General features: G+C 66.6%; 21 protein-coding genes. 9 read left to right on the forward strand and 12 right to left on the reverse strand.

Annotation, left to right across the window (positions count from 1 at the left end):
- The first annotated feature begins 11 nt into the window (after nt 1–11).
- Genes ACOHX0_RS10590 through ACOHX0_RS10600 form a run of 3 tightly spaced genes read left to right on the forward strand, consistent with a single transcriptional unit; the run spans nt 12 to nt 2,948 of the window.
- The gene (locus ACOHX0_RS10590; RefSeq protein WP_420676650.1) at nt 12–1,067 is read left to right on the forward strand and encodes a sn-glycerol-3-phosphate import ATP-binding protein UgpC; all 1,056 of its coding nucleotides are present in this window, start codon (nt 12–14) and stop codon (nt 1,065–1,067) included.
- Nucleotides 1,064–2,020 carry a glycerophosphodiester phosphodiesterase family protein gene (locus ACOHX0_RS10595; RefSeq protein ID WP_420676651.1) on the forward strand — a complete coding sequence of 319 codons (957 nt, stop codon included), beginning with the start codon at nt 1,064–1,066 and terminating at the stop codon, nt 2,018–2,020. The genes ACOHX0_RS10590 and ACOHX0_RS10595 overlap by 4 nt, the downstream gene beginning before the upstream one ends.
- Nucleotides 2,013–2,948, forward strand: a complete 936-nt coding sequence (locus ACOHX0_RS10600) for an HAD-IIA family hydrolase (RefSeq protein ID WP_420676652.1) — start codon at nt 2,013–2,015, stop codon at nt 2,946–2,948. Before ACOHX0_RS10595 ends, ACOHX0_RS10600 begins: the two co-directional genes overlap by 8 nt.
- A gap of 10 nt (nt 2,949–2,958) precedes the next feature.
- Here ACOHX0_RS10600 and ACOHX0_RS10605 read toward each other — a convergent pair whose 3' ends face one another.
- From ACOHX0_RS10605 to ACOHX0_RS10645, 9 genes are all read right to left on the reverse strand, one after another.
- The gene (locus tag ACOHX0_RS10605) at nt 2,959–4,278 is read right to left on the reverse strand and encodes an MFS transporter (RefSeq protein ID WP_420676754.1); all 1,320 of its coding nucleotides are present in this window, start codon (nt 4,276–4,278) and stop codon (nt 2,959–2,961) included.
- Between the two features lie 242 nt (nt 4,279–4,520).
- Nucleotides 4,521–5,255: an amino acid ABC transporter ATP-binding protein gene (locus ACOHX0_RS10610; protein WP_420676653.1), complete on the reverse strand. Its 735-nt coding sequence runs from the start codon at nt 5,253–5,255 to the stop codon at nt 4,521–4,523.
- Nucleotides 5,252–5,926 (reverse strand): amino acid ABC transporter permease, encoded by a 675-nt coding sequence (locus ACOHX0_RS10615; protein WP_420676654.1) that lies wholly within the window; start codon nt 5,924–5,926, stop codon nt 5,252–5,254. The genes ACOHX0_RS10610 and ACOHX0_RS10615 overlap by 4 nt, the downstream gene beginning before the upstream one ends.
- An 8-nt stretch (nt 5,927–5,934) precedes the next feature.
- Nucleotides 5,935–6,693 (reverse strand): amino acid ABC transporter substrate-binding protein, encoded by a 759-nt coding sequence (locus ACOHX0_RS10620; protein WP_420676655.1) that lies wholly within the window; start codon nt 6,691–6,693, stop codon nt 5,935–5,937.
- 214 nt (nt 6,694–6,907) lie between these two features.
- The gene (locus ACOHX0_RS10625) at nt 6,908–8,449 is read right to left on the reverse strand and encodes an indolepyruvate oxidoreductase subunit beta family protein (protein WP_420676656.1); all 1,542 of its coding nucleotides are present in this window, start codon (nt 8,447–8,449) and stop codon (nt 6,908–6,910) included.
- Entirely contained in the window at nt 8,449–10,611 is a 2,163-nt protein-coding gene (locus ACOHX0_RS10630; RefSeq protein WP_420676657.1) for a thiamine pyrophosphate-dependent enzyme, read from the reverse strand. Before ACOHX0_RS10630 ends, ACOHX0_RS10625 begins: the two co-directional genes overlap by 1 nt.
- A gap of 29 nt (nt 10,612–10,640) precedes the next feature.
- Nucleotides 10,641–11,144 (reverse strand): MarR family winged helix-turn-helix transcriptional regulator, encoded by a 504-nt coding sequence (locus ACOHX0_RS10635; RefSeq protein ID WP_420676658.1) that lies wholly within the window; start codon nt 11,142–11,144, stop codon nt 10,641–10,643.
- Nucleotides 11,141–12,700: a phytoene desaturase family protein gene (locus tag ACOHX0_RS10640; RefSeq protein WP_420676659.1), complete on the reverse strand. Its 1,560-nt coding sequence runs from the start codon at nt 12,698–12,700 to the stop codon at nt 11,141–11,143. The genes ACOHX0_RS10635 and ACOHX0_RS10640 overlap by 4 nt, the downstream gene beginning before the upstream one ends.
- Nucleotides 12,701–12,706: 6 nt before the next feature.
- Nucleotides 12,707–13,498, reverse strand: coding sequence for a cyclase family protein (locus ACOHX0_RS10645; RefSeq protein ID WP_420676660.1), 792 nt, complete (start codon nt 13,496–13,498; stop codon nt 12,707–12,709).
- 118 nt (nt 13,499–13,616) lie between these two features.
- Between ACOHX0_RS10645 and ACOHX0_RS10650 the strand changes: the two genes are divergently transcribed.
- The 6 genes from ACOHX0_RS10650 to ACOHX0_RS10675 all read left to right on the forward strand — a co-directional run bounded on the left by ACOHX0_RS10650 (nt 13,617) and on the right by ACOHX0_RS10675 (nt 20,421).
- Nucleotides 13,617–15,188, forward strand: coding sequence for a phytoene desaturase family protein (locus ACOHX0_RS10650; protein WP_420676661.1), 1,572 nt, complete (start codon nt 13,617–13,619; stop codon nt 15,186–15,188).
- A 61-nt stretch (nt 15,189–15,249) separates the two neighbouring features.
- The gene (locus ACOHX0_RS10655; protein WP_420676662.1) at nt 15,250–16,776 is read left to right on the forward strand and encodes an ABC transporter substrate-binding protein; all 1,527 of its coding nucleotides are present in this window, start codon (nt 15,250–15,252) and stop codon (nt 16,774–16,776) included.
- A 121-nt stretch (nt 16,777–16,897) separates the two neighbouring features.
- On the forward strand, nt 16,898–17,908 hold the full coding sequence (locus ACOHX0_RS10660) for an ABC transporter permease (RefSeq protein WP_420676663.1): 1,011 nt from the start codon (nt 16,898–16,900) through the stop codon (nt 17,906–17,908).
- The gene (locus ACOHX0_RS10665) at nt 17,901–18,752 is read left to right on the forward strand and encodes an ABC transporter permease (protein ID WP_420676664.1); all 852 of its coding nucleotides are present in this window, start codon (nt 17,901–17,903) and stop codon (nt 18,750–18,752) included. The genes ACOHX0_RS10660 and ACOHX0_RS10665 overlap by 8 nt, the downstream gene beginning before the upstream one ends.
- Complete coding sequence (locus tag ACOHX0_RS10670) at nt 18,749–19,621, forward strand: ABC transporter ATP-binding protein (protein WP_420676665.1); 873 nt, start codon at nt 18,749–18,751, stop codon at nt 19,619–19,621. Before ACOHX0_RS10665 ends, ACOHX0_RS10670 begins: the two co-directional genes overlap by 4 nt.
- On the forward strand, nt 19,618–20,421 hold the full coding sequence (locus ACOHX0_RS10675; protein WP_420676666.1) for an ATP-binding cassette domain-containing protein: 804 nt from the start codon (nt 19,618–19,620) through the stop codon (nt 20,419–20,421). Before ACOHX0_RS10670 ends, ACOHX0_RS10675 begins: the two co-directional genes overlap by 4 nt.
- An 83-nt stretch (nt 20,422–20,504) precedes the next feature.
- Here the strand turns inward: ACOHX0_RS10675 and ACOHX0_RS10680 are convergent, their stop codons facing one another.
- The 3 genes from ACOHX0_RS10680 to dctP all read right to left on the reverse strand — a co-directional run bounded on the left by ACOHX0_RS10680 (nt 20,505) and on the right by dctP (nt 23,365).
- Entirely contained in the window at nt 20,505–21,821 is a 1,317-nt protein-coding gene (locus ACOHX0_RS10680; protein WP_420676667.1) for a TRAP transporter large permease, read from the reverse strand.
- A gap of 11 nt (nt 21,822–21,832) precedes the next feature.
- Nucleotides 21,833–22,333 (reverse strand): TRAP transporter small permease, encoded by a 501-nt coding sequence (locus ACOHX0_RS10685; RefSeq protein WP_420676668.1) that lies wholly within the window; start codon nt 22,331–22,333, stop codon nt 21,833–21,835.
- 63 nt (nt 22,334–22,396) lie between these two features.
- Nucleotides 22,397–23,365, reverse strand: a complete 969-nt coding sequence (dctP, locus tag ACOHX0_RS10690) for a TRAP transporter substrate-binding protein DctP (RefSeq protein ID WP_420676669.1) — start codon at nt 23,363–23,365, stop codon at nt 22,397–22,399.
- Between the last annotated feature and the right edge of the window lie 5 nt (nt 23,366–23,370).

Raw genomic sequence — 23,370 nt, forward strand, 5'->3', positions numbered from 1 at the left:
GCAAGACAGAAATGGCAACTATTACTCTCAAGGATCTGGTGAAGTCCTATGGCGACACCGAAGTCCTGCACCACGTCGGCGGCGCGATCGAGGATGGCGAGTTCATCGTCATCGTCGGCCCCTCGGGCTGCGGCAAGTCCACGCTCCTGCGCATGATCGCGGGGCTGGAGACGGTGACCTCGGGCGAGATCCAAATTGGCGACCGGGTCGTGAACGATCTGGAGCCCGCCAACCGCGATATCGCCATGGTGTTCCAGAACTACGCGCTCTACCCGCACATGACGGTGCGCGAAAACATGGCCTACGGGCTCAAGATCCGCAAACTGCCGCGCAGCGAGGTCGACCGCCGGGTGGATGAGGCCGCGCAGATCCTGGAGATCGGTCCCTACCTCGACCGCAAGCCGCGCCAGCTGTCGGGGGGCCAGCGCCAGCGCGTCGCCATGGGCCGCGCCATTGTGCGCGACCCTCAAGTGTTCCTGTTCGACGAGCCGCTGTCGAATCTCGACGCCAAGCTCAGGGTGCAGATGCGGCTGGAGATCCGCAAGCTGCAACAACGGCTGGGCGTGACCTCGATCTACGTCACCCACGACCAGGTGGAGGCGATGACGCTGGGCGACCGCCTGATGGTTCTGAACGGCGGCTACGTGGAACAGTTCGGCACCCCGATCGAGCTTTATGACCGGCCCGAGACGATCTTTGTGGCGGGCTTCATCGGCAGCCCGGCGATGAACTTCCTGCCGGCGCAGGTGGAGGGCGGCATGGTCACGCTGGAAAACGGCAGCCGTCTAGCGGGCGGATTCGCCGTGCAGGGCAACGTGACCCTCGGCCTGCGCCCCGAGCATCTGGTCCCGGATGAAGGCGGCGCGGTGGAGATCACCGTGCAGCTGTGCGAGCAGCTGGGCTCGGTCACGCTGGTGCATGGCCACCTCGCGGGCACCACCAGCGAATGCGTCGCCAGCATGCCCGGCCACGTGCGGGCGGAGGCGGGCACCGTGCTGCGCTTCTCCGCCGCGCCCGAGAACCTGCACCTGTTCGACACGCAATCCGGCCGCCGGGTGGCCACGTGAGCGGCTTTCCCCAGCTTGCCGCCTATCGCGGCGGCGCGGGGGTCGTGCGGGTCATCGGCCACCGCGGCGCCCGCGGGGTGATGCCGGAGAACACACTGGAAGGCTTCCGCTTCACCATGGACATCGGGGTGGAGGCGCTGGAGTTCGACGTGGTGCTCACCGCTGATGGCATCCCGGTGATCACTCATAATCACGCGCTGTCCCGCGCGGCCGTGCGCGAACCCGGCGGCACCTGGATCGCGGGGGAGGAGCCGGAGGTGGGCAAGCTTTCCCTTGAAGCCTTGCAGACCTATGACGCCGGCGGGCTCGACAGCCGCTCCGATTACGGCCGCCGCTTCCCGGATCAGGTCTTCCTGCGCGGCGTGCGCATCCCGCGTCTTGCGGATCTGCTGGATCTGGCCTGCCAGCCAGAATACCAAGGCGTCTCCCTGCTCTTGGAGCTGAAGACCAACCCGCAGGAAACGGATATTCCCGCCGCCCGCATCCGTCAGGTCGCCGCAGTGGTGACCGATGTCCGAGCCCGCGATCTGGCGGGGCGCACCGTACTGCACAGTTTCGATTGGCTGCTTTTGAACGAATGCCGCCGCCAGGCACCGGAGATGCCCACCTCTTACCTCAGCCAGGTTGCCGGTGCTGAAGAGACGGGTGAGGAGGGCGCGCCCTTGATGGCCGAACTGGACGCCAGCGGCCTGACGCTGCCCGCCGCGGTGGCGCGGGCGGGCGGGCAGATGTGGTGCCCCTACTATGAGGACGTGACGCCTGAACTGGTGGCGGAAGCCCATGCTCTCGCTTTGCCAGTCACGGTCTGGACGGTGAACGAGCGCGCCGCTATCGAAGCGATGATCGACGCGGGCGCCGACGGCATTGTCACCGACTACCCGGGCCGGGTCCAGCGCATCCTGCTGGAGCGCGGACTGAGTTGGAGCGGAACAGCCGGGCTGAAAAATGACTGACGGACAATGCGACGGCGCGCTGGGCGCGGACTGGGCCTTTGAGCGCTACGAGGCGCTGCGCCCGCAGCTGCCCCGGGCAGAGTATCCGGCAAGCTCGCGCATGGCGGAGAACCTGGCCGGCACCGCCGAACATTTCGACGGCTACATCCTCGATGCCTTCGGAGTGCTGAACCGCGGGGAGACAGCCATCGCGGGCGCCGTCGCGCGCATGGCGTGGCTGCGCCGGCAGGGCAAGCGGCTGGTGGTGCTGACCAATGCTGCGAGCTACACCAAGCCGGAGATCCTCGCGAAATACCACCGGCTGGGCTTCAATTTTACCGCGCATGAAGTGGTCTCCAGCCGCGACGTCGCCTTTGCCGCGCTGCCCCGGCTGCCCCGGCTGCCCGCAGGGCAGGTCTGGGCGGCCGCAGCGGCGGAAGGCGATGATTTCTCCGATGCGCCCGCGCCCGGTGCAATCGCGCAGCTGGCCGAGAACCCGGCGCTTTGGGACGATGCGGGCGGCTTCCTCCTGCTCTCCACCGCGCGCTGGCAGAAGGCCGACACCGCGCGGCTTGCGGCGGCGCTGAAGGCAAAGCCGCGCCCGCTCATCGTCGCCAACCCCGATCTGGTCGCCCCGCGCGAGGACGGTCTGTCGCTGGAGCCGGGGTTTGTCGCGCAGGAGGTTGCCGCGCAGACCGGTGCGGAGGCGCAGTTCTACGGCAAACCCTTCGGCAACGCCTTCTCGGCGGCGCTGGCGCTGATGGCGGACCTGCCGCGGCAGCGGATCGCCATGGTCGGCGACACGCTGCACACCGATGTGCTGGGCGGAGCGGCGGCGGGGGTCGGCACGGTGCTAATCACCGGCCACGGGCTGTTCCGCGGCCGCGATGTTGCGCCTTATATCGCGCGCTCGGGGCTGCGGCCGGATTGGATCGTGCCCACGACCTGAGCCGGGAGCCTCAGAGGTTCTTTGTCCAGCGCGGATGGTGCTCGTCGATGATCAGCGCATGGCTGTGGGTGCGGTTGCCCTTCAGATGCGGATGGCCGAGCGGCAGGTTTGCGTGGGTATGCTCGACTTCTTCCGGGTCGTCGCGCGGCCAGAGTCTGAGGCAGGCCGCAAGGCCAACCGCCGCCAGCGCCGCCAGCATCATAAGCGCCGGGAGCGTGCCTGCCCTGGTCATCAGCCAGCCCGCCAGCGGGTAGCACAACAGCCAGCAGGCATGCGAAAGCGCAAATTGCGCCGCAAACAGCGCGGGCCGGTCGTCCGCATGGGCCGACCGCCGCAGCAGCCGTCCCGCGGGCGTCAGCACCGCGGAAAAGCCGAGCCCCGCCAGCACCCAGGCAGCGAGCAGGGCCGGGAAGCTGAGCCCCGCTACGGTGATAACGGCGGCCAGGCCCAGGAGGGACGCGATCAGCCCGCCGGCGCCCGCAAGCATCACTGGCCGGTCCGCCACGCGGTCCAGGAGCCGCGGCAGGAGCAGCGCTGCCGCCATCGACCCGGCGCCAAAAGCAAACATCGCCCCGGCCAGCGCTGTCTCCTCCAGCCCCAGCACGCCACGCACCAGAACCACAGAGTTCACCAGCACCATCGCCCCGGCCGCCGAAACCGAAAGGTTCAGCGCCAGCAGTCCGCGCAGGCGGGGCGTGGCCAGATAGATTCGGATACCGCGCGTTGTCCGCCCCCAGATACTGCGCCGCGCCGCGGGCCTGGGGCCGGGCAGCGCCACCGACAGCACCAGCAGCGCCGAGGCGAGGAACCCCGCGACTGTGCCGAGAAACAGGCTGTTGTAGGACATCAGCACCAAAAGCAGCCCCGCCAGCGCCGGGCTGAGGATGTTCTCCAGATCATATGCCAGCCGCGACAGCGACAGCGCGCGGGTGTAGCGGGTCTCATCCGGCAGCACGTCGGGGATCGTCGCCTGGAACGCCGGCGTGAATCCGGCCGAGGCCGCCTGCAGCAGGAAGATCAGCACGTAGACCTGCCAGACCTCGGTGACAAAAGGCAGCGCCAGCGCCGCCGCCGCGCGCACCAGATCCAGCGCGACCAGCAGGCGGCGGCGGTCGATCTGCCCGGCGAGCGCGCCCGCAACTGGGGCGATGAAGACATAGGCCAGCATCTTGATGGTGAAGACCGTGCCCAACACCAGCCCGGCGTTACCGCCCGCGAGGTCAAAGGCCAGAAGCCCGAGCGCCACGGTCGCCAGCCCGGTGCCGAGAAGCGCCACCACCTGCGCCAGGAACAGGTGCCGGTAGGTGCGGTCGGAGAGAACGTCGAGCATGCGGACCTCGGAAGTGGCCAGAAGAGCGGCGGGGCGGAAAGGCCCATCCATGCCACAGGTCTAGCCCGGCAGGGGAGGATGCGGCAAGCGCGCGCTCCAAGGAGAAGAGCCGCGCATCGCCGCCGCGTTGGGGCGCGCCGGCGATGCGCGGCGGCCATCCGGCCTTGTTCCGCGCCTGTTCTGCCCGTGACCGGGGAGAAGGATATTCCCTGCCGTTCGCGTTCTATGGAAGCGCGGGTTGGCTACTGCATCACCCGGCGCAGGAACTTCTGGGTGCGGGAATCCTGCGGCGCGTCAAAGATCTGCTCTGGCGGGCCGCTTTCGACGATGCGGCCGCCCTCCATGAAGATAATGCGGTCTGCGATCTCGCGGGCGAACTGCATCTCGTGGGTGACGATCAGCATGGTCTGCTTCTGTTCGGCGACGCTGCGCATCAGGTCCAGCACTTCGCCCACCCATTCCGGGTCCAGCGCCGAGGTCGGCTCGTCGAACAGCATCAGCTCCGCCCCCAGCGCCATCGCGCGGCCTATGCCGACGCGCTGCTGCTGGCCGCCGGACAAGGCCGCCGGGTAGCTGTCGGCCTTGTCGGCGAGCCCGGTCTCCTTCAGCACCTGCAGAGCGCGCTCCTCGGCCTCGGCGCGCGGGCGCTTCTGCACGGTGATCAGTGCCTCCATGATGTTTTCCTTCGCCGTCTTGTTGGCGAAAAGCGCGTAGTTCTGGAAAACGAAGGCGGTCGCGCGGCGCAGGGCGAGGATTTCGGCCTTACTTGCCTTGGCGGCATCGACTTCGGCACCGCCGATGGTGATATGCCCCGCATCCGGCTGGTCGAGGAAGTTGAGGCAGCGCAGGAGCGTCGACTTGCCGGTGCCCGAAGGCCCGATCACTGCCACCCGCTCGCCCTTGCCGATCTCAAGATCGAGGCTGTCGAGCACGGTGTTGTTCTTGAACCGCTTGGTCAGTCCGCGAATGGAAATCATCGTGCGTAGGCCTTGTTCAGATAGGTTTCGAGCCGCTTCTGGCCCTGGCTCAGCAGTTCGACCAGCCCCCAGTAGATCAGCGCCACCACCAGAAAGGCCTCGAAGTAGAGGAAGCTGCCCGCGGCTTCCTTCTGCGCGGCACCCATCATCTCGGTCACGCCAAGGGTAAAGGCCAGCGAGGTGCCTTTGATCATGTCGATGAAGTAGTTGACCAGCGTTGGTGCCGCGATCCGGCCCGCCTGCGGCAGCACGATGCGGCGCATCATCTGGCCCTGGGTCATGCCGATCGACTGCGCCGCTTCCCATTGGCTGCGGTCGACACCGGCGATGGCGGCGCGGATGCTTTCCGCCATATAGGCCGAGAAATGCAGCGTCAGCCCCATGATCGCGGCGGTGATGCCATTGATCTGGGTGAGGAACGACAGCATCTGCGGCAGCCCGTAATAGAACAGGAACAGCTGCACCAGCAGCGGTGTGCCGCGGAAGAAGCTGATGAACAGAACCACCAGCGGGTCCAGCCCCGGCACCTTGAAGACGCGCTCGACCGCGAGGAGCGACGCGAGCACCAGTGCAAGCAGCATACCTGCCACCGCCATGAACAGGGTCAGCGGCAGGTAGCCCAGGATCACGGGCACAAGCCCCACCATGTAGTCGAGGTCGAGCGCCCGCATCGGTCAGATCACTCCGCTTTGGTGATGTCGCTGCCGAACCACTTCTCGGAGATCTCGGTCAGGGTGCCGTTCTCCTTAAGAGTGGTCAGTGCGGCATCCACCTGGTCGCGCAGGGCGCGGCCTTCTTCATCGTCGCGGAACGGCATGGCGTTGCGGATTTCCGAGAACGGCGCACCGGCCAGCTGCAGCGGCAGCGGGCTTTCCTTGATCACCTGCGCCGAGGACACGCGGTCCATCACGAAGGCATCGACACGGCCAAGCGCGGTGTCCTGCTCGATGTTGGACTCGTAGGTGCGGATGTCGATTTCATCGGCGTAGGGCAGCTCGCGCAGCAGCTGCTCGAAGTTGGAGCCGAGGTTCACCGCCACGGTCTTGCCGCGCAGGCTCTCGACGCCGGTCACCTCGCCGTTGCCCTTCTTGGTCACCACCTGGGCGCCGTCGTAGACATAGGGCTGGGTGAAGGCGAATTTCGCCTCGCGCTCCGGCGTGATGGTGATTTGGTTGGCGATGGTGTCGATACGGTCCGCTTCCAGCGCGCCGATCAGCCCGGAGAAGGACATGGTTTCAAAGGTGATCTCCAGCCCGGCTTCCTCGCCGACCGCGTTCATCACGTCGACCTCGAAACCCTGCAGCACGTCCTGGCGCACGAAGGTGAAGGGGAAATAGCCGCCGGACATGCCGACACGCAGGCTTCCGGCTTCCTGGCCAAAGGCCATTCCGGCCAGGCCGGCTGCGGCTGCGGCCGCAAGAACAACATGTTTCAGCATTTTGGCTGCTCCTTCTAAATGGAAAGGAACACATGTCCTTTCCGCGCGGCGGCATCAATGGGGCCGCAGCAAAAAAACAGCCTGTCCCGCGGCCGTCACTGGTGCAGGGCAATTGTTTTGCACGCGTTTTCAATCAAGGGCCAAGTGTTTGCCCTGCAGCGGGCAAGGCAAGACGCCGGTTCCGCGGCCCCCGGCGGTCCGGGGGCCGCGGGGATCAGGCAAAGCTGGCGACGGTCTTCAGCGCGCCCTCCAGCGCCTCGCCCTTTTCGTCCTGCAAGGCCGCTTCGCGCAGCCGGGCGACCCATTCGGGGCCGTCGTCGCGGGCCTCCACCATGCGCGCGCCTTCCAGCACGCAGGCGAACTTGCTCAAGCTCCGGGCGTGGGTGTCGGAATAGCCCTTGATCAGGCGGCGGCAGCGGATCACCTCCACCGCCATGCCGTAGCGGCCGGGCAAGTAGTCCATCGCCGTTGCCAGCCAATCGTCCAGATGCGCCTGTTCCACCGCATGGCGGCGGGTGCGGCGGCGCCAGCTGCGCAGGCCGCCCATCATATAAAGCATCAGAAAACCGCGCAGGCTGTCGGTGCGGATGCGGCGGCCCTTGGCGAACAGCCGCTCCAGCCGCGCCATCTGACGCGGACTGGCCTCCACCCTGGCGCCCAATCGCGCGGGCAGCAGGCCGGTGATCTCCTCGGCGCGCGGGTGCAGGTAGTCGGTGAGCGTCATCAGCTTGCCGTCAGCACCCGTTTCGGCCTCGATCCGGCCAAAGCGCTGGCTGCGGGTCTTGAGGTCTGCAACCCGGATCACGTCGTCATAGGCCATGGCGTTGGCGATGTATTTGGCGGCTTCGCGGCTCAGCTCATGGCCCTGTTCCGCGCTGTCGCGCGCCAGCACCGCTTCCAGCCGGGAGAGATATTCGGCGCCATAAGCGGCATCCTGAAAATCCACCACCTTGCGCAGGCCCGGCCCGGCCATTTCCTGCACCTCGGGCGGCAGCTTTGCCAGGCGCGCTGTCAGCTTCTGCCATTCGCCCATCGCGGCGGCGGGCCCCTGCGGGCGTGTGGGGGCCGCAGCTGCGGGCAGGCTGGCGGCGGGGGCTTCGCCCTGCTGGGCCAGGTCGAACCCGGCGGCAAAGGCGCGCAGGCTGGGCTCCACGCCCTTGCCTGCGGCGCGGATCGCGTCCTCGAAGGCGGCACGCGGGAAGGGCAGGGCACCGGAGCCCGCAAGTGCTCCGAACAGCGACGCCGAGATCACCGAGCCTGCCTCGGCCGCTGCGCGCTCCATGTCAGCCATCACCAGCTGCCGCGCCGCGGTTTCGGCCGCCACCCGCACTTCGGAGGAATCGGCCATGCCGTCACCGGGCACCATCTTCTCCGACACCGCAAGGGCGCGGTGTGTCGAGGCAATCAGCGTGGTGCGGTCCGGGGTGACGAAGCCGCGCATGATCGAGCGGCCCGCCTCCATCATCTCGGCGGCGATCATGATGTCGACGTCGCCGGGCGCGGGCGCGAGCGAGAATACCGGATTTTCTACTGTACCGGGCGCCATTTCGAGGTAATAGATCGTGGCCCCGGTGCGCTGGGCGACACCCGCGACGCTGGTGGCCTGGGCGCTGTAGCCCTGGGCACGGGCCAGTGTCTCGATCCAGGAGGTGAGAACGCCGCCGCCCTGTCCGCCAACGGCGAGGATGGCCAGTTTGATCACTTCGCCTGCCGCCGGGCGGGCGTCCTGCGGTGCGATGGGCAATTCGATCGACATCAGGCTGCCTCCCCCGGGTGCATGTCAGTGAAGGTCAGCCGCCGCGCGCTGCGCCGTGCCTGCAGCCAGGAGATCACCCGGCTGCGCAGCCCAGCCCTGCGCCGCTCCCGCTCGGTCGGATTATGCACCACCCGTGCCTCGTAGAAGGAGGGGCAGAGGATCGCCGCATCCGCCACCTCGCCGCAATTGCCGCAGCCGACGCAGGTCTGGTCGATATGGGCGACGGGATCGTCGCGCAGCGGGTCGTCCAGCTTCTTCAGCGACAGCGACGGGCAGCCCGACAGGCGGATGCAGGCATGATCGCCGGTGCAAACGTCCTCATCGACGCCAAAGCGGGGGATCTCCACCCGGGTGCCATCCTTGATCGCCTTGATACGCTGCGGCTTTTCACGCCGCTGCCGGTTCAGCATGCATTCCGAGGAGGCGACGATCACCTTTGGCCCGTCGTAGTCCGTGGTCAGCGCTTCGCGCAGGGTGGCGCGCATCTTGTTGACGTCATAAGTCCGGTCGATCTGCCGGATCCATTTGACGCCCGCACCCTCCAGCGCCTTGGTGATCGGATTGTTGGTCGACTTGCTGGCGTTCTTCGCACGGCTGGACGGGATATCCTGCCCGCCGGTGGCTGCGGAATAGTAGTTGTCGACGATGATCGCCACGCTGTCCGACTTGTTGAACACCATGTTGCCGATCGAGGTGCTAAGGCCGTTGTGCCAGAAGCCGCCATCGCCGAGGATCGAGATCGCGCGTTTCTCGCCGCCGCCGTCAAAGGCCGCGTTCGACGCGGGCCCCAGCCCGTACCCCATGGTCTGCCCCCCAATTTCGAACGGCGGCAGCGAGGCGAACAGGTGGCAGCCGATATCGGCCGAGATCTGGTGCTTGCCCAGCTCCTGCTCCACCAGCTTCATCGAGGCAAAGATCGGCCGTTCCGGGCAGCCGGTGCAAAACCCCGGAGGGCGGATCGGCACGGTCGCGCTCAGGTCCGGGATCTCGGGCTGCGGCGCGTTTGGTGCGCGTACCTGACCGGGCATCAGATGGGCGGCATATTTGCGGAAGAAGTCATCCAGCCCGTCCATCATCACCTGGCCGGTGTATTCGCCCGCCTTGGGGAAGATGCCCTTGCCCTCCAGCTTGGTCTGGCTGCCCGCCTTGAACAGCATGTTGCCCAGCTGCTGTTCGATGAACTCGGGCTGGCCTTCCTCGATCATCAGCACCGCGTCCTTGCCGGCGCAGAACTCCAGCAGATCGCTTTGAACCAAGGGGTAGGCCACGTTCATCACATAAAGCGGCACATCGGTGTTGCCGCTGAGATCGGCCAGCCCCAGCCGTTGCAGCCCGCGGACCACGCTGTTGTACATGCCGCCAAGGCAGATAAGGCCGACCTTGCCGTCCTTCGGCCCGAAACGTTCGTTCAGCCCGGTTTCAAGGATGAATTTCTCGGCTGCGGGCCAGCGGTTTTCGATCTTGTCGTGCTCGTGCTGGTAGGACATCGGCGGCAGTACCACGCGCTTGAAATCGCGCTGCGGGTTGGACAGGGCGTCGCGCACGGTGAGCGGCGGGCGCAAGTTGCCGCGGCACTCGAATGTGCCGGTCACATGGCAGGACCGGATCCGCACCATCAGCATCACCGGCGTGTTCGACGCCTCCGACAGGGCAAAGCCGTCGCCCACGGACTTCACGATTGAAGGCAGGTTCGGGCGCGGGTCCAACAGCCAGAACTGCGACTTCATCGCAAAGGCATAAGACCGCTCCTGCATGATCGAGGAACCCTCGCCGTAGTCCTCTCCCACAATCACCAGCGCGCCGCCAGTGACGCCCGAGGACGCGAGGTTCGCAAGCGCGTCGGAGGCCACGTTGACCCCGACCGAGCCCTTGAAGGTGACCGCGCCGCGGATCGGGTAGTGGACGGAGGCCGCAAGCATCGCCGCGGCTGCCGCCTCAGACGCATTGGCCTCGTAGCGCACGCCCAGCTCGCCCAGGAGCTCCTCGGCATCGGCCAGCACATCCATCAGATGCGAGATCGGCGCCCCCTGGTAGCCGCCGACGTAGCCGACACCGTTTTCCAGAAGAGCCTTGGTGATGGCCAGGATGCCCTCACCGGTGAAGCTGTCACCTTCACCCTTGCGCAGATGTTCGACCTCTGCCTTGAACGACCTTTCGGCCATTGGCTCCTCCTTGGTAGTTTGCCTTGGGATTAAATCTGATGCACCCGCACATTGCGCAGAATGGTTTGCAGCGTGGCGGTGAACTGGCGCCGCTCCTCCAGGGAGATGCCCTCGAACATCTGCTGATAGGCGGCGGCCACATGCGGCCACAGCTTGTCATGGGTGGCGCGGCCGCTGTCGGAGATGAAGACGCGGGTGGCGCGGCTGTCATCCGGGTCCGGGCGCCGCTCGATCAGCCCGTCACGCGCCATCTGGTCGAGCGAGCGGCTGAGCGTTGACTGCTCCACCACTGCATAGACCGACAGCTCGCGGATCAGCAGCCCGTCCAGCACCGACAGCACCGCCAGCGTCCGCATTTGCGCCGTGGTCAGCCCCAGCGCCGCCATCTCCGCGCGCAGCGAGGCGTTGTAGCGGCCCATGATGCGGTTCATCAGGTAGGGCGGGAAGTTCTCCAGTCCGATTTCGCCCAGCCGCGGCAGCGGTGCCTGCGGCTGCGCCTCTGCCGCAGCTTGTTCCTTGGTGTTGTCGCTCATGCGCCCATCCTCTTTGCCAGGTTGTAGCCGGAGCCGCCGCCAAGGCCCGGCCCCGGATGGGTCGAGGCCCCGATCATGTGCAGCCCCGTTACTCCCGTGGCGTTATTGACCGATTGCGGGAAAGGGCGCCAGACAAAGAACTGGTCGAGAGTGCAGGCGCCGCCGTAGGGGTCGCCGCCTGACAGGTTCATGTTGAGCGATTGCAGGTCGGCGGGCGAATAGGCGCGCCGGGCCAGCTTGATCTGTTTGAAATTGGCGATATGGCGGGCCAGGATCGCCTCGATCCGGTCGGCAAAGGCTTCGCGTGTGGCTTCGCTCCATTCGGGCGAGGCGGCGATTTCGCCCTTGGCATCGCCTTTGATGACGCGCGGGGCATCGGGGATCTGCAGCCAGAGGATGGCCTTGCCTTCAGGGCAGCGGCTGGAATCCAACCGGTGCGGCTGGCCAACGCAAATGGTCGGGGTTTCGGGCAGCATTCCGCGCTCGGCCTCATTGGCGGATTTCGACACGCTGTCGATACCGTCGGCGAGGTGGATCAGGGCCACGTCTTCCAGCCCTTCGGCGCGCCACTCAGGTGCGGCGTCGAGCGCATAGTGCATCTGGAAATTGCCGCGCCCGTGGCGGAAGTTGCGCAGGGGCTCCGGCGCGGCCATCTTCGGCAGCAGGCGGCCATAAAGCTGCCCCGGCGTGACCGAGGCAATGACCGAGGCGCCGCGGATCATTTCGCCGGCCGCGGTCTCCACACCGCAGGCGCGGCCGCGTTCGGTGAGGATGCGGGTCACGTCGGTGCCGGTGCGGATCCCGCCGCCGTTGGCCTCGATCAGCCGCCGGAAGGCCTGCGCCGCGGCACCCGCGCCGCCCTTCACCACCGGCGCGCCGGCGGCTTCCAGGGCAAAGGCGATGACCCGGCCCATCTGGCCGGAATAGGTGCTTTCCGGCGTCAGCCCGCAATGCAGCACCCAGGGCGCCCAGAGCGCCTGGATATCGGCGCTGCTGTAGGAGGCCTCCAGCCAGCCGCGCGCGGGCTGCAGCGCTGCGCCGCCCCAGGCCTTGAGGCCGGTGAGCCCGCGCTTCCACGCCTGTTTCGCCACCAGCTTCGCGGTCTGGCGCGACCACAGCGGCCCGCCGAGGAGGCCGAAGAGGAACTCTGCATCCGCCTCGATCCCGCCCACATCGCGGGCGTGGGCATCGCCATCGCCGGGGGCGAGCGCGTCGAAGCCCGCGACATTGGCGGCGCGGTCCGTCGTCAGCACCAAAGCCCGCCCGTCCGGGCGCAAGACGGCGGTGGGGCGGGGCGTGTGGCAGAACTCCAGCCCGTGTTTGCCCAGATCCTCCGCCAGCTCGGCATAGGCGGGCGAGGTGAGGAACAGCACAAAGGTCGCCGCCATCACATCATGCTGGAAGCCCGGCACCGTGATCTCGTCGGTGCGCATGCAGCCGCCGATCCGGTCCGAGCGTTCCAGCAGCAGCACCGGCTGCCCCTTGCGGGACAAGAGCGCCGCGGCGACCAGCGCGTTGATGCCGGAGCCGATGATGATATGAGGGACGGCGGCCATGTGGCGTCAGCCCCGCGGCACCAGGGCGAGGGCGCGGATCGGGCTGCCGGTGCCACGCTCGATCTTCAGCGGTGCGGCAATCAGGATCGCGCCCTTGGCGGGCAGCTTGTCGAGATTGGCCAGCGAGGCAAGGCCGAAGCAATTGTCGCGGTGCAGTAGGTTATGCGCCGGGTAGGGCGGGTCCATCAGCCCGGCCTGGCCCGCATCGGTGCCGATGCACTGGCTGCCCCAGCCGACGATGCCCTTGGACAGGAGGTACTCCACCGCATCCGGGGTCGGCCCGGGGCTGTGCGGCCCTTCGGCGTCGGCGTTGAGGAACAGCGCCTCGTCCTCCGCGCGCTTGTCCCAGTCGGTGCGCATCGCCACCCATTCGCCCTTGCCGATCTCCCCGTGCTCGGCCTCCCAGGCCTTGATCAGGTCGGCGGTGAGCAGGAAGTCCGCGTTCTCTGCGCTTTCCTTCGAACAGTCGATCACGTTCACCGGCGCCACCAGCCGCTGCACGTCCAGCGTGTCGGTGTAGCCGTCCTCGTAATCCTTGCCGGTGATCCAGTGGCGCGGCGCATCGAAGTGCGTGCCCGAGTGCTCGCCCAGCTTCAGCCAGTTCCAGGCAAAGAACGGGCCATCGGCGTCATATTCGCTGATCTTGTGGATCTCGACCTTGGGGGTGTTCTTGGCGAAATCCTCCGGCAGCTGCAGGATCGGCGTGTCCGGCCCCAGGGTGCCGGAGCAGTCCACCACCGCGATTTCTCCCGAAAGAATCTTGGCGCCAAATTCCGCCAACGCGTTGTTTGAAGTCATTTTATCTCTCCTGTTGCCCGCGGTCTGGCGCCGCTTTTTGCATCGCAATAAAGAAACACTAGACAGGTTTATATGCATTTGCAAATATCATTCAATATTGATTTGAGGGATAGCGGATATGCCCGCAGCAGCGGACGCAGTGATTATCGGCAGCGGCCACAATTCCCTGGCCTGCGCAGCACATCTGGCCGCAAAGGGTTGGACGGTCGCGGTATTCGAACGCGCGGCGGAACCCGGCGGGGCGGTGAGGACCGGCGAATACTCCTTGCCCGGCTTCCGCCATGACTGGGGCGCGATGAATCTGTCGCTCTTTGCCGGCTCCCCGTTTCACAAGGCGTACGGGGAAGAGCTGGCCCGGCACGGGCTGTCCTTCGCCCCTGCTTCCGACTGCTTCGCCTCGGTCTTCCCCGATGGCAGCTGGCTGGGGGTGAGCAACGATGCCGCGGTCACCACCACCCGCCTCGCGGCCGAGTGCGCCGCTGATGGCGCCGCCTGGGCGGAGCTGACCGAGGCCTTTCCGAAACAGGCCGAAGTGCTGTTCGGCCTGCTTGGTTCGCCCATCAATAAACGTGCATTTGCATCCTTGAGCTGGAAGTCCTGGCGCGGCATGGGCAGTGCCGGAATGATGGACATGGGCCGCTTCCTCGCCGCCTCGCCGCGCGGCTGGCTGGAGGAGACGTTCCGCTCGCCCAAGGTGCAAGCCCTGCTGGCGGCCTGGGGGATGCACCTGGACTTTGCCCCCGACGTCGCGGGCGGGGCGCTGTTTCCCTATCTCGAAGGCCAGGTGAACCAGGCCTTTGGCATGGTGCTGGGGCAGGGCGGCGCGGACACTATGATCCGCGCCATGACCGCAATGATCGAAGCGCGCGGCGGCTCGGTCACCTGCAATGCGGAAGCGGTCCGTATCTTGCAGGACGGCGGCCGTGCCACAGGCATTGAGCTGGCCAGCGGAGAAGTTGTGCGCGCAAACAAGGCGGTGATCGCCAATGTCGCGCCCGCGGCACTTCTGCGGCTCACCGGCGGGACGCCGGACAAGCGTTACGACAATGGCCTCGCCAAATTCGCCCATGCGCCCGGCACGATGATGATCCACCTGGCGATGGACAGCCTGCCGGACTGGGCCGCGGGCGACGACCTGAAGCGCTTCGCCTATGTCCACATGGCGCCGAGCCTCGACCAGATGGCGGCGACCTACTCGCAGGCCAAGGCGGGACTTCTGCCCAGCGAGCCGGTGATCGTCTGCGGCCAGCCCACCGCCATCGATCCCTCCCGCGCGCCGGAGGGTAAGCACGTGCTGTGGCTCCAGGTCCGCATGGTGCCGGGGGAGATCAAGGGTGATGCCGCCGGTCAGATCGCGGCCAGGGACTGGGAGAGTGCGGCGGAGGTGATGGCCGACCGCGCACTGGATATCCTTGAGCGCTACGCGCCGGGCACTCGGGCCAGGATCCTTGGCCGTCATGTGGTCAGCCCGGCGATGCTGGAGGCCGGCAACCCCAACCTCGTCGGCGGCGATCAGGTCTGCGGCAGCCACCACCTCTCACAGCATTTCATGTTCCGGCCCCTGCGCGGCTTTGCCGATGGCACCACCCCGGTGCGCGATCTTTATCACACCGGGGCCGCGGTCTGGCCCGGGGCAGGAACCGGAGCCGGGGCGGGATATCTGCTCGGGCAGAAACTGGCCGGCGAATAGGGGCAAAAGACCCCGCCAAACAACAAGCGCCGGCCGCCAATTCAACAGGGAAAAGCAACAGATGAAACTGACTAGACGCGCGTTACTGCAATCCTCCGCTGCCGGGGCCATGCTGGCCGCCACCGGCCTGCCCGCTCTCGCCAAGGAAATCGACGAGCTGGTCATTGCCTACAACGTCAACCTGCCGAGCTGGGACCCCACGGTGGGGCCCTCGGCGGTGAACCCGACGATCCAGGGCATCTACCAGTCGGTCTTTGATATGTTCATCCATCAGAACCCGGACCTGTCCTTCGATGCGGGCATCATCACCGCCCATGGCTGGAGCGAGGACAAGTCGCAGATCTGGATGGAGGTGCGTGAAGGCGTCACCTGGCACAACGGCGATCCGCTGACCCCAGAGGATGTGGTCTGGTCGCTGGAACGCGCAGGCACGCCAGAGACCGGCAACCCGATCCAGTTCATCTGGGGCAAGGTCGCCAACTACGCGATCGACGGCAACCGTATCACGGCGGACGTGAAGAAATACGAGCCGACAATCTTCAAGTGGATGAGCTTCCTCACCGGTTATGTGCTGCCGAAAAAATACTACGAGGAAGTGGGCGCCGACGGCTTCGAGGCGAACCCGGTCGGCACCGGCCCCTACATGGTCGAGAAGTTCGAGCGCAACGCTTACGTCCGGCTGACGGCCAACGAGAATTACTGGGGCGGCGCGCCCGAGTTCAAATCGGTGACCATCAAGTTCGTGACCGACGCCGCCAGCCGCGTCGCCGAGGTGGAATCCGGCAACGCCCATGTCACGCTGGAAATGCCTTACGAGGAATTCGACCGGCTGAAGGGCAAACCGGGTATCGAAGGCACCGCCGCGCCGGTCTCCGACATCGGCATGATTTTCATCAACGATGTCGAGGCGATGACCGATCCCAACGTGCGCATGGCAATGGCCCATGCAATCGACAAGCAGCTGATCATCGACCGCCTGCTGTCGGGCTATGGCGTCGCCATCGACACGTTGCAGACGCCGGATTACTCGGCCTTCGACGGCTCGGTCAAAGTGGCGTATGACCCTGCGAAGGCCAAGGAGCTGCTCGCCGCCTCGGGTTACGGGCCGGACAACCCGGTCCGCTTCACCATCCAGACCACCCGCGGCTTCAAGCCCAAGGATTACGAGATCATCCAGGCCATCGTCGGCCTGTGGCGCAAGGTCGGCATCGAGGCCGAGATCGAGGTCTACGAGATCGCCAAACACTACGAGCTGCGCGCCGCCGATACGCTGGCGCCCGCGGCCTTCTACAACTGGGGCAACGCGATTGGCGACCCGGCGACCTCCACCGGTTTTGCCATGTTCGGGCCGTCGCCGCATGCGGTCTGGGACGGCGAGGAGCTGATGCAGAAGATCATCCCGCTCTGGGGCGAGGCCGACGAGGAAAAGCGCATCGCGGGCTGGAAGGAGGTCGACCGCCACATCGCCGACAACGCGCTGGTGATCCCGCTGCTGCAATACGTGCAGCCGATCCTGCACAGCGATGCGGTGAAGGTGACGCCGCATGCCTCCGGCGCGCTGCTGCCGCATCTGATGACACGCGCCTGACGCAGGGCGCGCTGACCCGCGTAAGGCCTGATCCCTGGCCTGTTCTGGCCGCGGGGGCGGCGGCGCTTGCGTCCCTCCCCCGCGGCCCTTTTTGAAGACCTGACAACTGCAAGGAAGCGCAATGCAGATCCTGCGCCGAATACTCATCCGGCTGGCCGCCTCCCTGGTGACCCTGGCCGGCGCTGCCGTGATCGTCTTTGTGGTGATCCGCGTGGTGCCGGGCAACCCGGTTGCCATGATGCTGCCGCCTGGCGCCACCGCCGAGGACATCCAGCGGTTGCAAGAGCTCTACGGGCTCGACAAATCCATCTTCCAGCAGTTCCAGATCTGGATCGGCGGCGTGCTGCAGGGGGATTTCGGCACCTCGATCTCGCTGCGCCAGCCAGTGGCAGAGCTGGTGCTCGGCCGGCTGCCCGCCACGCTGGAGCTGTCGGTAATGGCACTGGTGATCGCGGTGGGCATGGGCGGCGCGATGGCGCTCACCGCAACGCTCTGGCGCGGCACAAGGACCGAGGGCGCCATCGACGTTGCGGGCGGCATGGCGCTGTCGGTGCCGGATTTCCTCTGGGGGCTGGTGCTGATCCTGCTGTTCGGGGTGCTCTGGCCGCTGTTCCACATCTCGGGCCGGATTTCGCCCGCCGAAGGCTTCGAGTTCCACACCAATTTTTACCTCTGGGAAAGCCTCCTGCGCCTGCGTTTTGATGTCTGGGCCGATATCGTGGCGCATATGTTCATGCCTGCGCTGGCGCTGGCGATCCCGCTGGCGGCAATCATCTCGCAGCTGCTGAAACAATCGCTGAAGGAAACCATGCACCTCGACTACGTGACGCTTGCCCGCACCAAGGGCTACTCCGAGACCAGCATCATCCTGCGCGAGGCGCTGCCCAATGCGATCCTGCCGACGCTGACGCTGATCGGGGTGCAGTTCACTTTCCTCATCGGCGGCACCGTGATCATCGAGCGGCTGTTTTCCTACGAGGGGCTGGGCAACATGGCGATCGACGCGGTGATCAACCGCGATCTGCCGCTGATCCAGGGCATCGTGATCCTGTTTGCGGTGCTGTTCACCGCCGTGAACCTGCTGGTCGACATGACCTACGCCGCCCTGAACCCGAGGTTGCGCCATGCATGATGCAAGATCCCAGATCCGCCGATTGCCGGGGCCGCGGCTGTGGCTAGCGGGCGGCTGGCTGGCGCTGCTGGTGCTGGCGGCGCTGCTGGCGCCCTGGATCAGCCCGCATGACCCCTTGGCGCAGGACCTCTTTGCAGGCCGCCTGCCGCCGGTGTGGGAGTCAGGCGCCGATCCGAACTACCTGCTTGGCACCGACAGCCTCGGCCGCGACGTGCTGAGCCGCATCCTGCACGGCGCGCGTCTTGCGCTGGGCATTGCGCTCATCGCGGGCACGCTCACCTGCCTGATCGGCGCCACGCTGGGGCTGATTGCGGGGTTTTATGGCGGTTGGGTGGACCTTGCCGTATCACGGCTGGTCGATATCTGGATGGCGTTCCCGCCGGTGCTGTTTGCGATCCTGCTGATCGCCGTGCTTGGCACCGGCATGACCTCCATCATCATCGCCATCGTGGTGATCGACTGGACGCGCTTTGCCCGCGTGGTCCGGGCCGAGGCGATGACGCAAGCACAGATGGACTACGTGGCTTCCGCGCAAGTGGCAGGCCGCAGCCGCTTCGGCACCGTCTTGGCCGAGATCCTGCCCAACGTGCTGCCCGCCATCGTCGCGCTGTTGACGCTGGAGATGGGCATTGCGGTGATCGTGGAGGCGATCCTCAGCTTCGTGAATCTCTCGGTCTCCACCGATGCGCCGACCTGGGGCGGGATGATCGCCGAGGGCCGCGCGTCGGTGCATCAGGCCTGGTGGGTGCTGGTGTTCCCGCTGGCCACCCTGTTTCTCACCGTTCTCAGCTTCTCGCAGCTTGGCGAAGGGCTGAAGGACCATTTCGACCCGGTGCTGCGATGAGTTACCTGAGCATAGAAAACCTCGGCGTGCGGCTGCGCTCCGGCCTGCCGGTGCTGCGGGATGTGTCGCTGACGGTTGCAGCGGGCGAGTCCCGCGCACTGGTGGGCGAAAGCGGCGCGGGCAAGTCGATGATCGGCAAGTCGGTGCTGGGCATCCTGCCGCGCGCGCTTCAGGTCACAGGCGGGCGCATCGTGCTGGACGGGGAGGACCTGCAGGCGCTGCCGCCCCGCACAAGGCGCCAGCGCATCGGCGCCAAGGTGGCGCTGATCCCGCAGGACCCGCTCACCGCGCTCAACCCCTCGCGCCGGATCGGGCCGCAGATTACCAACCGGCTGGTGGATATCCTCGGCTGGTCCCGCAAGTCGGCACAGGCCCGCGCATTGGAGCTTTTGGAGGAGGTGCAGATCCACGAGCCAGCCCGTGTCATGCGCGCCTATCCGCACGAGCTGTCGGGCGGCATGCGCCAGCGCATCCTGATCGCCGCCGCCTTTGCCGCCGAACCCAAGCTGATCATCGCCGATGAGCCGACCACCGCGCTCGACGTGACCGTGCAGAAGCAGATCCTGCGCCTCATTCGCGGCATGCAGGAACGCCATGGCACGGCGCTGTTATTCGTGACCCATGATCTTGGCGTGGTGTCCAAGGTCTGCCAGACCATGAGCGTGCTTTACGCGGGCAAGGTGGTGGAGGACACAGGCGTGCGTGATTTCTTCCGCCAGCCGGGCCATGCCTATTCCCGGGCTCTGCTGGCAGCGACTCCGAAATACACCGACCCGGAGGGCAGCCTGACCCCGGTCCCCTCCGAGGTGATCGCCGCGGTCGAGGCCGAGGTTGCCCTCAGCGACCGCAGGCGGGAGGCCGCGGAATGAACGATGTGATCTACGATGTGCGCGACCTGCGCCTGAGCTTTCCCGATATCTCGAAGAAGCCCTTGCTGGGTCCGGCGCCGCGGGTAGAGGTGCTGAAGGGCCTCAGCTTCCAGATCCCCCGCGGCGAGGTGCTCGGCATCGTCGGCGGTTCCGGTTCGGGGAAATCCACCCTGGGCCGCGCGCTGGTGCGGCTGATCGAACCCGACAGCGGCCAGATCAACTTCGAGGGCAGGGACATCACCCATGCCGGCGAGGACGCGCTGCGTCCGCTCAGGTCGCAGTTTCAGATGATCTTTCAAGATCCCATGTCCTCGCTCAATCCGCGGCGGCAGGTGGGGGGTATCATCGCGGGGCCCCTGCGGGTGCAGGGCTGCGTGAACATTGCGCCCATGGTGCGCGAGGCGCTGGATATGGTGGGCCTGCCGCAGAGCTTTGCCGGCCGCTACCCGCACGAGCTGTCGGGCGGCCAGCGCCAGCGTGTCGGGATCGCCCGCGCCATCGCCCTGCGTCCCGAGTTCATCCTCGCGGACGAGATCGTCTCCGGCCTCGATGTTTCGAGCCAGGCGCAGGTGCTGAACCTGTTGGAGGAGCTGGTGCGCGAACTGGGGCTCACATTGGCCTTCATCAGCCACGACCTCTCGGTGATCCGCCGCTTGTGCAGCCGGATCCTGGTGCTCTACCGCGGGGAAATCGTCGAGAACGCCGAGACCGCGGCGCTGTTTGCCGCGCCGCAAGCCGCCTACACGCGCGAGCTGATGTCAGCGATTCCTCTGCCGGACCCGGATCAGGCCTGGGCCTGAGGCCCGCGTCCGGGAGCCAGTGTTGGGGAGGACCCGCCCGGCAGGGGATGCCGGGCGGCTTTTTTTCTTGCTTGGCGGGAAGTCTAATGGGCGATCAGGCTGGGCAGGAAGGTGCCCACCCCCGGCTGCCAGACGATCAGCGCCAGCACCGCCAGCTTGATGATCAGGAAGGGCGTGACCGCAGCGTAGATCTGCTTCATGCCGACGCCTGCAGGCGCCACGCCGCGCATCACGAACAGGAGCAGACCGAAGGGTGGTGTCAGCAGGCCGATTTCCATGGTCAGCAGGTAGACCACGCCCAGGATCAGCTCGTTGATGCCCAGCTGTGCGGCCAGCGGCACAAAGACCGGCACCGTCACCATCAGCATCGAGACCTGATCGACGAAACAGCCCAGGAACAGCAGGATCACGATCATGCCGATCAGAACCATGGCGGGCGTCGGGTCGATCGCGTTGATCGCCTTGATCAGCCCGTTGGTGGCGCCGCTGAAGGACAGGATCTGGGCAAAGGTCTGGCTGGCGGCCATGATGAACAGGATCATCACCGACAGCTTCACCGTCTCCATCAGCGCTTTCGCGACCTTGGGCCAGCTCAGCGACCGGTAGGCAGCGCCGGCGCCAAGTGCCGCCAGACAGCCAAGCGCGGCCGATTCCGTCGGCGTGGCCAGCCCCAAGAGCAGGCTGCCGATCACCACCGCAAACAGACCGGACAAGGGCGCGACATAGATCAGGAAGGGGCGCCAGCGCTCGGCCAGGGTCATCTGGGGCAGGTCATCCGGCGGCGCCGTGCTTGGGTCGATCTTGCTGCGCACCACGATATAGAGCACGAACAGCCCCGCCAGCAGCATTGCGGGCATCACCCCGGCGACCAAGAGGCCCGAGATCGAAATGCCCGCCAGGCTGCCCACCAGCACCGCCAGCGCCGAGGGCGGGATCAGCATCGCAATCGCGCCGGACGCCATGATCGGCCCCATCGCCATGGTCGGGTGGTAGCCGCGTTGCAGCATCCCCGGCAGCATGGTGGAGCCCAGCATCGCGGTATTGGCAATGGTGGAGCCCGACAGGGCGGCAAAGATGGTGCCGCCAAAGACCGTGACGACCGACAGGCGGCCGGGCAGGCGGGTCACCACCCGCTCGATCGCCTCGATGGCGCGGTGGGCGATGCCGGTCTGGAACAGGATCTCGCCCATCAGGATGAACAGCGGGATCGGCGCCATCTGGAAATTGGCCACCGACTGGGTGGCATTGCGCGCCAGCTGCAACAGGCCGCGTTCACCGCCCAGCACCTCATAGGCGCCAATCATGGTGACGGTGATGAAGGCAAAGGCCACCGGCAGGCCCGCCAGCAGCAGCGCCGCCAGCCCGCCCAGCATCAGCGACAGGGTGAGGATCCAGTCCATGGGAAGTCCTTTCAGAGGCCGGAGAGCGGTACTTCTTCCGGTTCAGGCCGGATGAGCTTGCGCAGGAATTCCACGGCGCAAAGCGCCATCGACAGGGGCAGCACGGTAAGCGTCCACCACTCGGGAATGGTGAAGGCGGTGCGCACCATCGAACCGCGCGCATAGGACTGCCCCAGCGCCTGCAGCCCGGCCCAGCACAGCACTGCGCAGGCGGCAGCCCCCAGCAGACAGGCCAGTGCGGTGGCCAGGCGGCGCGCGCCGGGCGGCAGGCCGCGGGTCAACAGGTCAACCTGCACATGGGCGTTGCGCATCAGGACCCAGGGCGCGCCGAGAAAGGCCGCCGCCATCAGCCCGTATTCGATGGCATCAAGCGCGCCGTAGATTACCGGCAGGCCGAGGTTCCGCAGAAGCACGTTGAGCGGGATCACGATAGTGATCGCGGCGAGGATAGCGGCGCTGAACACGGCAAGGCCGGTGAGCAGCGCGCTGAAGCAGCGGGAGAGCGTTGTCATGGGAAAAGCCGGGTCAGGCGGAGCGGGGGCGGCGCCGGGCTGTTCCGGCCCGCCCCGTCCGGGTCACATCAGCAGGCAGATCTGCAGTTTCTGGGCCATTTCCGGGTCGGTCTTCATGACCTCGCCCCAGCCCTCGGATTGCGCCACGGCGCTCCAGTAGGTGGCGTCCTTGCCCTCGAAGGTGATGGTCTCGATGCCCGCGTCGGCCTGGGCCTTGGCTTCGGCTTCGTTGCGGGCCAGGTTTTCGGCGTTCTGCGCCTCGATCCAGGCGGCGCCTTCCTCCAGCACTGCGCGCTGCTCATCGCTGAGCGCCGACCAGCTGTCGAGGTTCACCAGGAAGTTCACGTCCACCTGGTAGAAGCCGGGATCGACGCGGTAAGCGGTCTGCTCGTGCCAGCCGAGATCCAGCACGCCCTGGCTGGGCCAGCCGTAGCCGTCGATGGCGCCGCGCTCCAGCGCGGTATAGACCTCGCCCGGGGCGGTGCGCACCAGGGTGGCGCCCAGCTTCTCGAACATGGCGCGGTAGACCGGCGTGGTGCGGATGGTGAGCCCGGAGAGGTCCGGCCCCTCCAGCGGCTTGGTGAGGTAGAGGTGGTAGTTCATGTTGTCGCCGACGCGGGCCAGGTATTTGACGTTCATCTGCTCCTGGTGCATCTGGTCGACGATATCATAGCAGCCGTTGGCGCGCTGGTCCTGGATGGTGTTCTGCGCCAGATGCAGCGCCTCGCCCGCGGGCAGCAGGTTCGGGTAATAGGCGGTGGTGTTGTTGGCGATGTCGACAATTCCTGCCTGCACCGCGTTGCCGAGCTCGAAGGGCGGCACGGCTTCGGGGCCGCCCAGCAGGTCGATCTGCACCTGGCCTGCGCCGTTTTCGTTCACCCAGCCGACAAAGGCCTCGAAATCGCGGGAAAAAGTGGTGCCGGTGGCAAAGGCGGTCACGGCCTTCAGCGTGACTTCCTCGGCCTGGGCGGCTGCGCCGGTGAGGGCGGCGGTGCCGATCATGGCGGCGGTGGCAAGTGAGCGGAACGTCATTTCAG

This window comes from Cribrihabitans pelagius (assembly GCF_048820915.1).
Lineage (GTDB): Bacteria > Pseudomonadota > Alphaproteobacteria > Rhodobacterales > Rhodobacteraceae > Cribrihabitans_A > Cribrihabitans_A pelagius.